Below are 13,682 nucleotides of genomic sequence, written 5' to 3' on the forward strand. Positions count from 1 at the left end.
TTAGAAATTAATAAATCATTGATAAATATTAAAATAATTAAAAACTTTACAATGATTTTCACATCGTAAAACCCAGCTTGGCATAGAAATTGAATTGGCACTCATAGCGCGAATAACAATCATGCATTGCAAAATGCACCCTAAGTTTCAAGTTTGGAGAAAATCAAGATGTTCCAACAAAAATTACTCACTAAAACATTCCTTGCAACTGCAATGATGGGGACTATTGCTTTGACAGGTTGTTCAAAACCTGCGGAGAAAGCGGAAACAGCAACGTCTGAGCCAGCAGCAGTGAGCAGTGGTGACACCATCAAAGTTGGAATTTTGCACTCTCTTTCAGGCACCATGGCAATTTCTGAAACCTCACTCAAAGATACGGCATTGATGACCATCAATGAAATTAATGCCAATGGTGGGGTGCTGGGTAAAAAGTTAGAACCTGTAGTGGTCGATCCAGCATCTGATTGGCCTTTATTTGCTGAAAAAGCTCGTCAACTCATTACCCAAGACAAAGTCGCAGTGATTTTTGGTTCATGGACATCGGTATCGCGTAAGTCAGTGTTACCTGTGGTAGAAGAGTTGAATGGTTTATTGTTCTATCCCGTGCAGTATGAGGGGCAGGAACAGTCGAAAAATATTTTCTATACAGGAGCCGCACCGAACCAACAGGCGATTCCTGCGGTGGAATATTTGATGAGCGAAGAGGGCGGTAAAGCAGAGCGTTTTGTTCTACTCGGTACGGATTATGTCTACCCACGCACCACCAATAAAATTTTACGTGCGTTCTTGAAGTCCAAAGGTGTGGCCGATGCGGACATCATGGAAGAGTACACCCCCTTCGGTCATAGTAACTATCAAACCATTGTTGGTAATGTGAAGAAATTTGCTGCAGGTAAGAAAACCGCGGTCATTTCAACCATCAATGGTGATTCTAACGTGCCATTCTATCGTGAGCTGGGTAACCAAGGCATTAAAGCTTCAGATATTCCTGTCATGGCCTTCTCTGTGGGTGAAGAAGAACTCCGTGGTATTGATACCAAACCATTGGTTGGACATTTGGCTGCATGGAACTATTTCATGTCGGTGAAAAATCCGACCAACACCGAATTTGTCAATAAAATGAAGCAGTATGCGGTGCAGTATAAGCTGCCGAATGCTGACAAAATCGTGACCAATGATCCGATGGAAGCCACCTATGTGGGCATCAATATGTGGAAACAAGCGGTTGAAAAAGCAGGCAGCACCGATGTTGATAAAGTTCGCGTTGCGATGGCAGGCCAAGAGTTCAAAGCACCATCAGGCTATACCTTAAAAATGGATGCTGAAAATCATCATCTACAAAAACCTGTGATGATTGGTGAAATTCGTGGTGATGGTCAGTTTGACGTGGTCTATAAAACACCAAAAGTGATTAAGGCGGAACCTTGGAGTCCGTACATTCCTAAATAATTTTCTTAAGCGTTGAGCCTGCTGCGATCGCTGTGGGCTTTTCAGTAAGCACATCCCGATGTGGGATGTTTTAAGCAAGCTTAAGGAAGTCATATTATGAATCTTAAATTTTTTTGTGCCGCACTGCTGTGCGCAATGGCACAGCTCGTGAGTAGCAGTATTTGTGCTGAAGAGGCTCAACTTTCTGCTCAGACCCAAAGCCTATCAGCATCGAATGATACGATTCAACGTTTTGTCAAAGCTGAGTTTGCTGAGCGCCGTACCATGCTCAACCAATGGCCGGGGACGATTGAAGAATTTGATCGATTGGTGGCACTGATCGACAATGATGAGCTGTATCGAGACAGTACAGGCATGACGTATATTTTAAAAAATAATGAAAAATTATTGCGTTATCCCGATGAGCAAGTGATTGAAACTTGGCCGGGGGATTTGTCTCAGGTAACTTTGGTCAACACCTTACGTAAAGCCTTAAACTTTGGGCAGGCACAGGCCAAATTAAAATCTGAAGAATCTGCCCAACGTTTAGCAGCCATTGATATTTTAGAAAATAATCTGTCTGAACTGAATGTTGCGCAGATTAATCAGCTCTATCTGCATGAACAAAATAATAAAGTTAAACAGCGCTTGGCACAGCTCAAAGCGCGCCTCGACTTTGAAAGTCCAGATGTTTTAGTCCAAATTCAGGCTGCTAAAGTCCTTACTGATTCTAACCGTCCCGATGTGCTGGCACTGGTTGAGCAGGCTTTAACTCAATCAAATTTGAACCCAGAACTCAAAGCAGTGTTGGTAGATGCCAAAAGTCAGATTAAAACCCGCATCCAAGCCAGTGAATGGGCAGGGCATGTGTTTTCAGGTTTCAGTACAGCCAGCATTTTACTGCTAGCAGCGCTCGGTTTGGCCATCACTTATGGCCTGCTTGGTGTGATTAATATGGCACATGGTGAGTTGATTATGATTGGGGCCTATACCACCTATGTGGTGCAAAGCCTGTTTAAGACTTATTTAGGCAGTTATGTCGATTGGTATTTGATTGCTGCCATTCCCGCAGCCTTTTTGGTGAGCGCCTTAATTGGCATGTTGATTGAACGGACAGTGATTCGTCCACTGTACGGTCGTCAGCTTGAAACCTTGTTGGCCACTTTTGGGGTCAGTCTGATTTTGATGCAATTGGTGCGGATGATTTTTGGCGCGCAAAATGTTGAAGTCTCGAATATTTCTTGGTTATCGGGTGGGGTTGCGCTGAGTCCAAGTTTGATGCTGCCGTATAACCGAATTGCCATTATTGTGTTTACGGTTGCGGTGCTACTGCTGTTGGTTTACCTGCTCAATAAAACCCGCTTTGGTCTGTTTGTTCGTGCAGTGACACAAAACCGTCAAATGGCACGTGCTGTCGGTATCCGCTCTAGCCGTATCGATATGTTGGCCTTTGGGCTGGGTTCTGGGCTGGCTGGTCTAGCGGGCTGTGCCTTAGCGCAAGTGGGCAATGTTGGGCCTGATTTGGGTCAGAACTATATTATCGATGCTTTCTTGGTCGTTGTGGTGGGTGGTGTAGGACAAGTTTGGGGAGCGGTACTGGCGGCGCTTGGTTTAGGGATCAGCGGTACGGTCCTTGAAATCGGGATGGGGGCTGTTCTTGCAAAAATTATTCTACTGGTTCTTGTGATTTTGTTTATTCAAAAACGTCCACAAGGTTTGTTTGCCATCAAAGGTCGTTTTGTGGAGTAAGCGCATGAAAATCAATTCTTTATTTTCTGATAAACCTTATAGTGCGCTCGCTATTGCGGTCTGCTTTGCAGTGATGTTGATCCTGCCTTGGTTACATTTGCTACCGGTAGATTCAGCCTTTCATCTCTCTGCGTATTGGGTCACCTTGATTGGCAAAATCATGTGCTTGGCTCTGGTGGCTTTGGCGCTGGACTTGGTTTGGGGTTATGCAGGAATTTTAAGCCTAGGCCATGGCTTGTACTTTGCCCTTGGTGGCTACGCGTTTGGTATGTATCTGATGCGCCAGACAGCGGGTGACAGTCTGCCTGACTTTATGCGTTTTTTAAGCTGGACTGAACTACCGTGGTATTGGGTGGGCAGCAACCATTTCTTATGGGCTTTGGCCTTGGTGGTATTGGTTCCCGGTATGGTAGCCTTCATCTTTGGTTTCTTTGCCTTTCGCTCCAAAATTAAAGGCGTGTATTTCTCAATTATTACGCAGGCCATGACATTTGCTGCGGCACTGTTATTTTTCCGCAATGAAACAGGCTTTGGCGGAAACAATGGGTTTACAGGCTTTAAGACTATTTTAGGCATGGACATCACTTCTGCTCCTATGCGTGCCACCTTATGTTCCTTAACGGCTTTGGTGTTGATGCTGTGCTTTGTGGGTTTGCGTCATCTCATGAATAAACCCTACGGTCGTGTGCTGGGCGCAATTCGGGACAGTGAAAACCGCTTGCAGTACTTGGGTTACCGTACGTTGTGGTACAAGCTCTCTGCATGGGTGCTGTCCGCAGTGATTGCAGGTATTGCAGGAGCATTGTATGTGCCTCAGGCTGGGATTATTAACCCGAGTGAAATGAACCCCGTCAATTCGATTGAAATGGCGGTGTGGGTAGCTGCGGGTGGGCGTGGGACTTTGATTGGCCCAATTCTAGGTGCAGGGTTAATTAATGGTGTGAAAACCTATTTCACTGTGGCTTATCCAGAAGCATGGTTATTGATCTTGGGTGCTTTATTTATTGTGGTCACCATTTTCTTACCCAAAGGTGTCATTGGTCTGTTTGACCGTTTTAAAAAGGAGCGTAGCGAATGAGTGAGCTAATTCAACCTCATGGTGGCCATGCTTCAGACGGCTATGGACGTCCCAAAGAACAAGGTGCCGACTTCAGTCATGGGATTGCACTGTACTTGGAAAAAGTTAGTGTTTGGTTTGATGCTTTTCGTGCCTTAAATGATTTATCGCTATACATCCAAGAAGGGGAGCTACGCTGCATCATTGGGCCCAATGGGGCAGGTAAAACCACACTAATGGATGTGATTACGGGAAAAACCCGACCGACAGAAGGCTCGGCTTTTTTTGGGCAAAACTATGATTTGGCCAAGATGAGTACCGAGCAAATTGCGGAAGCAGGCATTGGGCGTAAATTTCAAAAACCAACGGTGTTTGAAAACTTTAGCGTGATGGAAAACTTACTACTTGCTGCACCCAAAGATAAGCGGGTGAAGAAAAGCTTTTTTAGTAAACTTGACCCAGATGCACAGCTGGCTTTGGACGAGTCCTTAGCGCAAATTCGCCTAGAAGAATGGGTACACAAACCTGCGGGACTATTGTCACATGGACAAAAGCAATGGTTGGAAATCGGCATGTTGCTTATGCAACGTCCTAAGCTGATTCTACTCGATGAACCCGTGGCCGGTATGACTGATGCCGAAACGGAACGAACCGCTGAGCTATGTTTAGAGTTAAAGAAAAATCACACCTTGGTGGTGGTTGAACATGACATGAGCTTTATCGACACCATCAGTGAGAAGGTGACGGTATTGGCTCAAGGGGCGATCTTAGCCGAAGGTACATTGGCCGAGGTACAGGCCAATGAAGATGTGATTGAGAAGTACTTAGGACGTTAAGGAGCCGACCATGTTAGAAGTCAAAGACGTCAATCAGTTTTACGGTGGCAGTCATATTTTAAGAGATGTTTCATTTCAGGCCCCTGTGGGAGAGTGCTCCGTGGTGCTGGGGCGTAATGGCGTTGGGAAAACCACTTTACTGAAATGTTTAATGGGGATTTTACCGATCAAGTCCGGACAGATTCTACTTGATGGTCAGGACATCTCGAAAATGAGTCCCGAGCAACGCGTGCGTGCAGGTTTGGCTTATGTGCCGCAAGGGCGTGATATTTTTTCAACCATAACTGTCGAAGAAAATATCCTGATTGGCATGGCCAAGTTTAAGGGGGCGAAAACTCGAAAAGTGCCTGAGCATTTGTATGAAATTTTCCCAATTTTAGATGAAATGAAGCACCGCCGAGGTGGGGATTTATCAGGGGGGCAGCAGCAGCAACTGGCGATTGCCCGTGCCCTAGCATCAGAGCCTCGGGTGTTAATTTTGGATGAGCCTACAGAAGGCATTCAACCTTCTATTATCAAAGACATTGGCCGAGTGATTCGTAAACTGGCGGATGGCGGCGACATGGCGATGGTTTTGGTCGAGCAGTTTTATGATTTTGCCGAGGAGCTGGCCGATGCATATACCGTCATGGCCCGTGGACAAGTGATTGCGCAAGGTGCAGGTTGTGAAATGCCTGCAAAAGGTATTCGAGAATTGGTAGCGATTTAAGCTTTTTTATTCTCCTCCTCTTCCAAAGGGAGAGGGGGATAATGATGAAAATATTGAATATTGTATCGCGATCTTAGTCTACTTTTAGAAATAAACCGTCTGCCGAAACATTGTGCCCAAAACCACAGCTCATGCTATTGGTTTCGCTGACACGGATGGTGTGTCCCATTTTGGGATCAAAGGCGAACTTTAAATTAATTTTACAGTCGTCGACCTGATATTGAACTTGAGTTCGATTGAGCGGCATTGTGGTTTCAAATTCGCCAATATTGGGTCCGTAGATGAGACTGCGTAGTCCCATATAAAGACCATTAAATTCAATTTGATATACATTCTTAAGTGGTTTTACCTTAATCTGATTCCACTGCCCAAAGCCTGCATACTGCACATATTTACCTGCCAGTGTTGCTGACTGTTTAGGGGGTGGCAGTTGCTTTAAATTAAATTGACTGGATTTCGACTCAGCATCACGCAAAAACCATGCTCTGGCCCAAAGTGGTTTCCCCAACTTGCTATAACTTAAACCGACATTGTTGTTGGCAATTTCGACATCACGTTCAGTGAGAGATACACTGCTTTCGGGTTGATTCATTAAACAAAAAGAAGACCACGTCGCCTGATACTGAAATTGTTCTAACGCTTTTTGATATTGTTTTTGATCATAAAATTTCTTACCAGAGTTGGCAGAGGTTTTGACTTTAGCACAACCTTGGCGAAGTTCTTGTTCAAAGGTGCCATCTGCTGAAGCGAGTGTGCTTACAGTCAAAAGTCCAATCAAGAATGGATACTTAAGCATGATTTGATCCCATTTTCGTTATGCTTTGAATAAAACATAGGGAGCTATTCGAAGTAAAGGGACAATCTTTAGGGGCTCATAATTATTCAAGATAGAGGGATAATGGAAACTGAAAAATTACTCATACAAATTGTTTGAGCAGTGTGCTTTTAGACGCGTTAAGCTAATGGAAAGCAACAACAATAAGAGCAGCCATATGGACACATTATTATTAAGTATTCCGCCCAATGCTTTGGAAACGTTGATTTTAGAATCGATTTCTGTTGATGATGTGCTGAATTCGGAGCACATCGAGTCGCATCTGCTTTTAGGTAAAAACTGGAAAATCTTACAGACCTTATTACAAGGCAGTTTTAAGTCTGGCACTTCATTACTGGCTTTGAGTGTGCAAGCCGAGCATCACTTGGCAGAGCGCCAAAAACAACTTACAGAGGTACGTTATAACACCGCGGTGCGTGTGGTTGAAGTTCAAGAGGCTTTAGAAAAACTGGATATCGATGACTTTAAAAAACATATGCAAACCACATGTTTGAAACGCTTAGAGCAGGAACATGGCATCCAGACCGAATCGATTGAATTGCAATTTGCCGAGTTGAGTTTAATCTTTGCTCAGCTCAGAAATTTTTATGAACATGCGGCCAAGCATACGTATGCCGTGATCAGCGTCACCAGTGATAATTTAGTCCCGACCTCACTGATTTAGCAGCAGTTGCATCAACACCAGATCACGCCATTGCCCAAACTTCTGTCCGACTTGGGGCATATAGCCAGTTTGTACAAATCCAAATTTTTGATGTAAAGCAATTGAAGCCAGATTGGCATGGTCAATCCCTGCAACCATGACATGCATTTGCTGCATTTTTGCTTGTTCAATCAAATAGGCTAAAAGCTGTTGACCTAAGCCCTGACGGGCATAGTTGGGTGAAATATAAATCGAGTGCTCAACGGTATACCGATAGCCTGAAAAATTACGGAAAGTAGCATAGTCTGCAAAGCCTGCAATGGCCTGCATTTCTTGGTCTTCCACCACGCAAAATGGAAATTGATTCTGTTGAAAGTGTTGTAGCTGTTTTTGGAAATGCGCTAGATCATAGGCATGTTCATTCCAAGTGGCCATACCATATAAGACTTCTGCATTATAAATGTTTTGGATCTCGGGCAGATCGTGTTCAGTGGCTGGACGAATGAGAAAAGACATGAAGGCAAGGTTGTATGCGTTGGGAGGGTTATCATGCTGCTTTTGCATAAAAAAAAGCAAGACAGAAGTCTTGCTTTTGGATATTCACAAAAGTGAATTAGAAGTGGTATTTGATTAACGCACTTACGTCATTTTGGTCAACGCCTTTATAGCCGTATTTGTTATTCCAAACTGAGTGCTCGATACCCACGTAAAGGCGTGTATCTGGAGAAATGTGTTTACCTACATTCCATTTGTACTGACTAGTCCAGTTTAACTCACTTGCATGGTCATCTTCAGCAGTTGACCAGTCAAGGAAGGCATCAACTAAAAAGTCTTCAGAACCAAGTTTGAACGGTACTGCATAGGTGATGGTCATTTGATAATCATCATCAGTCAGGTCGTTATCTGCTTTGTAGAAGTTGATATTTGCATACTGTGTATATGGCACGTTTAAGGCAAAACCAATACCATAGAGGTAGTTGTTGAAACCTTCACCGCCTTCCCAAGTGGTTGCAACTAACACGTCTTTAACTGGGCCAAGCTCAAGTTTAGTTCCTGTCATCGCACCTAAGCTGAAACGTGGCGCAACTTCAAAGTAAGTTTCATTGCCATCAGCATCGTTGTTGGTACGGTCAGCAAAAGCGAAGAAATCACCATATTTGAAACCCGCTGCGTATTCTGCAGTAATGGTTGTTTGCTCAAGCTTTTCGTCTTGAGTCACAAATGGTGATTTGTAGTTTTCACCATATAAACCAGTGAAGCTAAAGTCTTGCCAAATCGGCGCAGCTTGAGAGATTGCCGCAGCAGAAGATAATGCTACGAAAGCAGCAATTTGAGTCAGTTTCATGAATATTTCCCCAAAAAATCGGATACAGGATACCGATTATTAAGCAAAAATAAAGCCAAATTTGACGAATGTCATGGAAAATAGATATCAAAATGAGCCATTTTTTATACTTTTTTTACCAAATGGTTTAATGTTGCCTTTCAGGCATGACACTTAATTTGATATGGACCTTCTTGGAAAAAATGTTAGGTGATTGAATAATAAATTTAGCAATATCGACATGATACAGCTCGGGAAAATCCTAGAATAGAACAGGATTTGCACTTATTTGGGGATGTTTGCAAAGAATGAATGATCGATGCTTGCAGTCATTCCTGCCGTAATTGAAGTTGTCATAATCATTAGATTTTTTTGTTCATTCTAGCCAATGAAGTCACCTCAATAGCGAGAAGATGGAATCAAATCTATCTGTTTTTGGCCATGCAAGTAAGGGCTTGTCACAATAAGTATCCTTTTCATATTTTTTTAAAAATATCACTTGCATAATTTTCAGTTAGGCCCGATATTCAAAGGAGAAGGACACAGATCTGCAGACTCAAAAGTGTTCATCATTCAATCGATGGAGGTCACATTCCAAAGCAATTGAAGATGGTCGAATACTGTTAAAACAGTAAGTTACAAGTGTGCCAAGAGATAAAAATCTTCGTACAAAAAAAGAGTCGAATAAAGAAAGAGAGAGGATGTTATTTTATGAACATAGAAATCCGTACAGATAAAAACATTCAAAATAGTGACCGTTTAATTAGTTATATACGCGAAGAGCTGAATCAAGAATTTCAACGTCACAGTGAGCGCATTACCCACTTTTCAGTGCATCTAAGTGATGCCAATAGCCATAAAGGCGGAGATGACGACATTCAATGTATGATTGAAGCGCGTCCTGCAGGTTTAAAACCCGTGGTTGTAAATCATAAAGGTCATAATGTTGATACCGCGATTCATGGCGCGATCGATCGCCTTAAACGTAGTTTAGAACATACCTTTGAAAAAAATGATAAACCACGTGCTGGCCAACCTGTATATGCAGATCAGGATGATGGCCTAGTTGATGATGAGGAAGATTAAACCTCACTGAATTTAAAAAAAGCCCCTCAATCAGGGGCTTTTTTAATGCTGGGCACTCACTTTTATCCAACATTACGGATAACAAATGTCCCGTTTATTCGGCATAATAGAATAAACTGAATTGAAGAGCGTCATCTCCATGTTAACCGCGCAACAACAAGCTTTCGTGCAAGCACTTGAAGAATTAGATCTTCAACAAGTTCAACGTCTATTGACCGATGGGTTAAGTCTCAATTTTATCGATCCTGAAAAAGGACCTGTGATTTCTGTTTGGTCAGATGGCTTATTCAAATGGTGGGAAGCGATTTGCGAAGCGTATGAAGCAGGTGCACCACTGTCAGAACAAGAAAAACAACAGACTCTAGCGGTACATTTAGATATTTTAGAACAACTGATTCATGGCAAAGCAAACTTGCATTTGTGGGATACAGAAGAAATTTATGGCCCACTTTGGGATGCGGCAAGTGCTGCATGTGCGCCCGCGGTCAAACGTTTATTGGACGAAAAAGTCGATCCAAACACCAAAGATGAAGATGGTTTAACCATTTTATCTTCAATTAGCGATTTATTCTTTGATTGTGAGTTTGACGAAATTAATTGGGCCGAAGCATTGGCTGAAGAAAAGCAAACCTTAGAGTTGCTTCGTCAGCATGGCGCAAAAATGACAAAAGAATTAGCTTAAACAGCGAGATCATCATGATGCAATTAAAACATTTAGGTTTATGTGTAGCCGCTGGGTTCAGTATGAATGCGATGGCCGCAGATTTTTCTTTTGACCGTCCGGGTTCGGGTATAGGGACAGGGATTACGCCTGTGGGACAGTTGGCTTGGGAGCAGGGCTTGGCCAATGCGCACTATGCTGAATCGACTACGGTTGATGGTGAAAAAGTCAAAACCACCAGCTTAAATGCAGATATGTTATTGCGCACAGGTTTAGCTGAAAACATCGAATTGCAATTGGGTTGGGCTGGACCTTCTTGGCAACAAGTGAAAGTGGCCGGCCACAAGTCTGAAACAGATGGCTTGGGTGATGTCAGTGTCGGGGTGAAAGCGGCGATTCCCTTGGATGATGAGCGCCTGAGTATGGCGGTACTGGCTGAAGCGATTATTGCCACAGGTAATGATGGTTTCACCAATGAAGATGATATTTATAGCCTGTCATCTGTGGTGGCATACGATTATAGCGATCTCGTGTCGACATCCATCACCATGCGTTATGAAGTGCAAAATAGTGATTGGGCCATTTCTGCAATTCCAACTTTAGAGTACCAATTTACCGATAAACTCAGTGGTTTCTCTGAATTGGTTTACCGTAAAGCAGAAAGTCAAGACAATGAATATGCGCTCGGTACAGGTGTCATGTATGCGGTGAATAATCGGATGCAGTTGGACGCAAGTGTTGGTGTTGACTTAAATGGTGCAGATAAAAGTTATTACTCAGGCCTTGGCATCTCATACTTATTTTAATTAGAAAAAAGAACATATTATGAAAAAGCATCTTCATCTGAAACAGGGGATGAGCGGCAAAACGTGGTATCTGGCGCTGTCAGTATTGATCATCAATCTGTGTATCTGGGCCAGTATCCTAAACGTTCATGCAGAAACCCCACTCCTTTCAGCTGAAGATGCTTTTCCATTTACAGTGGAATCCACGACTGAGCATACGGCTCAACTGCACTGGAATATCCCTGAGCAGTATTATCTGTATCAGCACAAATTTGAAGTACAACAGGCAGGTCAGCCGCTCAAGCTTGAGCTACCTCCTGCGCATGATCTGTATGATGAAAACTATGGACACACCCAAGTTTATTATCAACAAGTGCAATTTGACTTAGACACACAGGCTTCACAAACTTATAAGGTGACTTGGCAAGGCTGTGCCAAAGATCGTATTTGCTATCCGCCGCAAAGCATTGAGTTTAAAACCGATGTCAACGGTTTGGTCAGTCTACAAGACCAAGCAGGTGGCTCAAAACGACTGCTAGATTTAGCCGCGCAGTCGAATCCACAATTTGAGCCTATCAACCCCACAGTCTCTGCTGAACCCGCCGCAACAGCTTCCGATGCGATTGCTGCGCAAGACCAAATTTGGTCTGAAGAGTTAGCCAAAAGCTCATTGGCTTATGGTTTATTACTGTTCTTTGGCCTCGGGATATTACTCGCGTTTACGCCGTGTTCTTTACCGATGTTGCCGATTTTAACCTCTTTAATTATTCGCGATAGCAAAGGCCTGAAAGCATGGATGATTGCCTTGGTCTTTGTGTGCAGTATGGCCATGGTCTATGCCATTTTGGGCTTGGTGGCCTCATCTGCAGGTTTGAACTTCCAGCGTTGGTTACAACAGCCATCCACTCTGATTGCTTTTAGCATTCTTTTTGTTTTATTCGCGCTCAATCTATTTGGGTTGTTTGAACTTAAGCTGCCACAAGCCGTGGTGAATAAACTTGATCATATCCAGTCTATGCAAAAGGGTGGAAGCCTGATCAGCGCTGCCATTATGGGCATGATCTCTGCGCTGTTGGTTGGACCGTGTATGACGGCGCCTTTGGCAGGTGCTTTACTATTTATTTCGCAGACACAAAGTCAGTGGCAAGGGGCCATTTTGTTGTTCACCTTAGGGTTTGGTATGGGTACACCACTGTTACTGGCAAGCGTACTGGGCGCTAAGGTATTGCCTCGTGCTGGGCTGTGGATGAATCAGGTTCGGGTATTCTTTGCTTTTATTATGTTGGCTTTGGCGCTGTATTTTGTGCGTCCTTTGCTTTCTGAAACATGGATGCAAGCACTGAGTCTGCTGCTGGGTTTAAGCTTTATTATCTATGTATTGTATCGTTTGATGTGGCATAAAACCCAGTTGCGTATGCTGTACATTGTGGCTTTAGTTATTGGCGGGACTTACATTGCTTATAGCCAATATCAGCAGAGTCAGCGTTTCTTTGAAGCACCTGTGGCTGCATCTGCGCGTTGGCATGTGGCAACGACGGCAGCGGAGTTTAAGCAGCTTTTGGCACAAGCACCAAAAGGGCAAAAAATCATTATCGATGTCTATGCGGATTGGTGTGTTGCTTGTCAGCCGATTGAACACCGTATATTAAAATCGGCAATGGTACAGCAAGCGCTTGCGCCGTATTATTTGATTAAATTGGATTTGAGCCATTACGATGCAACCCATCAAGTGCTTTTAAACCAGTGGGATATTTTAGGACCACCGACCTATTTATTCTTAGATGCCTCGCAACAAGAAATTCGTGGTTTACGTTTAACCGGTGCATTTACTGAGGCTGAGCTGCTAGCTCAATTACAACGTTTTTAACCTGAAGGAGAGCGGGTATGCAACGTTTATATATTGCCAATAAAAATTACTCCAGTTGGTCGATGCGAGCATGGTTGGTATTGACTGCATTTAACATCGATTTTGAAGAAATCCTCATTCGCTTTGATGCAGAAGCCCCGACCTTTAAGCAGCAACTTTCCCACATTCATGCCAATGCTAAAGTGCCCGTATTGGACGTGGGTGAATTTAAAATTTGGGACTCTTTAGCCATCTGTGAATATTTGGCCGAGCAAAATCCAGATTTAGCCCTGTGGCCTAAACTGGCTCATTTGAGAGCACAAGCACGTAGTATCAGTTGTGAGATGCACAGTAGTTTTATGGCGTTACGCCAATTGTGCCCAATGCATATTCAAGCGCAGTACAGCATAGCTGAGGGGCAAGCTCTGTGGGCGCAGCATGCAGAATTAAGAGCAGATGTCGAACGAATTGAACAAATTTGGGCACAGCATACAGATGAGCAGACCTTTTTATTTGGTGATTTTTCTATAGCCGATGCCTTCTATGCCCCTGTAGTGATGCGTTTCAAGAGTTATGCACTGCCTGTATCTGAACACAGCCAACAGTATATGCAACACATTATGCAGCATCCTGCGGTTACACAATGGGTCGATGCGGCACGAGCAGAAGCAGTTTAGTTGGGTGAAATGTGCTGTGTGTCGGCACATGCAGCGCTATATTTGA

Annotated in this window: 14 protein-coding genes; 11 read left to right on the forward strand and 3 right to left on the reverse strand. The window is 43.6% G+C overall.

The features are described 5' to 3' along the window. Positions 1–168: 168 nt before the first annotated feature. The 5 genes from urtA to urtE all read left to right on the forward strand — a co-directional run bounded on the left by urtA (position 169) and on the right by urtE (position 5,779). Positions 169–1,449 carry an urea ABC transporter substrate-binding protein gene (urtA, locus tag RR876_RS10660; RefSeq protein ID WP_332476289.1) on the forward strand — a complete coding sequence of 427 codons (1,281 nt, stop codon included), beginning with the start codon at positions 169–171 and terminating at the stop codon, positions 1,447–1,449. 96 nt (positions 1,450–1,545) lie between these two features. Next, positions 1,546–3,177 (forward strand): urea ABC transporter permease subunit UrtB, encoded by a 1,632-nt coding sequence (gene urtB, locus RR876_RS10665; protein WP_332476290.1) that lies wholly within the window; start codon positions 1,546–1,548, stop codon positions 3,175–3,177. A gap of 4 nt (positions 3,178–3,181) precedes the next feature. Beyond that, a complete protein-coding gene (gene urtC, locus RR876_RS10670; RefSeq protein ID WP_218288646.1) occupies positions 3,182–4,255 on the forward strand; it encodes an urea ABC transporter permease subunit UrtC in 1,074 nt (357 codons plus the stop codon). Continuing rightward, a complete protein-coding gene (gene urtD, locus RR876_RS10675; protein ID WP_004691767.1) occupies positions 4,252–5,070 on the forward strand; it encodes an urea ABC transporter ATP-binding protein UrtD in 819 nt (272 codons plus the stop codon). The genes urtC and urtD overlap by 4 nt, the downstream gene beginning before the upstream one ends. Positions 5,071–5,080: 10 nt before the next feature. Further along, the gene (gene urtE / locus RR876_RS10680; protein WP_332476291.1) at positions 5,081–5,779 is read left to right on the forward strand and encodes an urea ABC transporter ATP-binding subunit UrtE; all 699 of its coding nucleotides are present in this window, start codon (positions 5,081–5,083) and stop codon (positions 5,777–5,779) included. 73 nt (positions 5,780–5,852) lie between these two features. On the opposite strand, the gene RR876_RS10685 is transcribed toward urtE, so the two are convergent. Continuing rightward, positions 5,853–6,575 carry a hypothetical protein gene (locus RR876_RS10685; RefSeq protein WP_332476292.1) on the reverse strand — a complete coding sequence of 241 codons (723 nt, stop codon included), beginning with the start codon at positions 6,573–6,575 and terminating at the stop codon, positions 5,853–5,855. A gap of 196 nt (positions 6,576–6,771) precedes the next feature. Here RR876_RS10685 and RR876_RS10690 point away from each other — a divergent pair, with 196 nt between their 5' ends. Next, positions 6,772–7,278 carry a DUF1877 family protein gene (locus tag RR876_RS10690; protein ID WP_332476293.1) on the forward strand — a complete coding sequence of 169 codons (507 nt, stop codon included), beginning with the start codon at positions 6,772–6,774 and terminating at the stop codon, positions 7,276–7,278. Here RR876_RS10690 and RR876_RS10695 read toward each other — a convergent pair. Then, entirely contained in the window at positions 7,267–7,821 is a 555-nt protein-coding gene (locus tag RR876_RS10695) for an N-acetyltransferase family protein (RefSeq protein ID WP_332476294.1), read from the reverse strand. The two genes, RR876_RS10690 and RR876_RS10695, sit on opposite strands and share 12 nt — an antisense overlap. A gap of 49 nt (positions 7,822–7,870) precedes the next feature. Further along, on the reverse strand, positions 7,871–8,602 hold the full coding sequence (locus RR876_RS10700) for an outer membrane protein OmpK (RefSeq protein ID WP_148825311.1): 732 nt from the start codon (positions 8,600–8,602) through the stop codon (positions 7,871–7,873). A 690-nt stretch (positions 8,603–9,292) separates the two neighbouring features. On the opposite strand from RR876_RS10700, the gene RR876_RS10705 reads away from it, so the two are divergent. From RR876_RS10705 to RR876_RS10725, 5 genes are all read left to right on the forward strand, one after another. Continuing rightward, entirely contained in the window at positions 9,293–9,667 is a 375-nt protein-coding gene (locus RR876_RS10705) for an HPF/RaiA family ribosome-associated protein (RefSeq protein WP_004691760.1), read from the forward strand. Between the two features lie 139 nt (positions 9,668–9,806). Then, complete coding sequence (locus tag RR876_RS10710) at positions 9,807–10,349, forward strand: hypothetical protein (RefSeq protein WP_004978318.1); 543 nt, start codon at positions 9,807–9,809, stop codon at positions 10,347–10,349. Between the two features lie 14 nt (positions 10,350–10,363). Further along, positions 10,364–11,134, forward strand: a complete 771-nt coding sequence (locus RR876_RS10715) for a transporter (protein WP_332476296.1) — start codon at positions 10,364–10,366, stop codon at positions 11,132–11,134. 19 nt (positions 11,135–11,153) lie between these two features. Beyond that, on the forward strand, positions 11,154–12,980 hold the full coding sequence (dsbD, locus tag RR876_RS10720; protein ID WP_332476297.1) for a protein-disulfide reductase DsbD: 1,827 nt from the start codon (positions 11,154–11,156) through the stop codon (positions 12,978–12,980). A 17-nt stretch (positions 12,981–12,997) separates the two neighbouring features. After that, a complete protein-coding gene (locus RR876_RS10725) occupies positions 12,998–13,636 on the forward strand; it encodes a glutathione S-transferase family protein (protein ID WP_332476298.1) in 639 nt (212 codons plus the stop codon). The last annotated feature ends 46 nt before the right edge of the window (positions 13,637–13,682 follow it).

Origin of the sequence: Acinetobacter sp. (assembly GCF_036666595.1) — a bacterium.
Lineage (GTDB): Bacteria > Pseudomonadota > Gammaproteobacteria > Pseudomonadales > Moraxellaceae > Acinetobacter.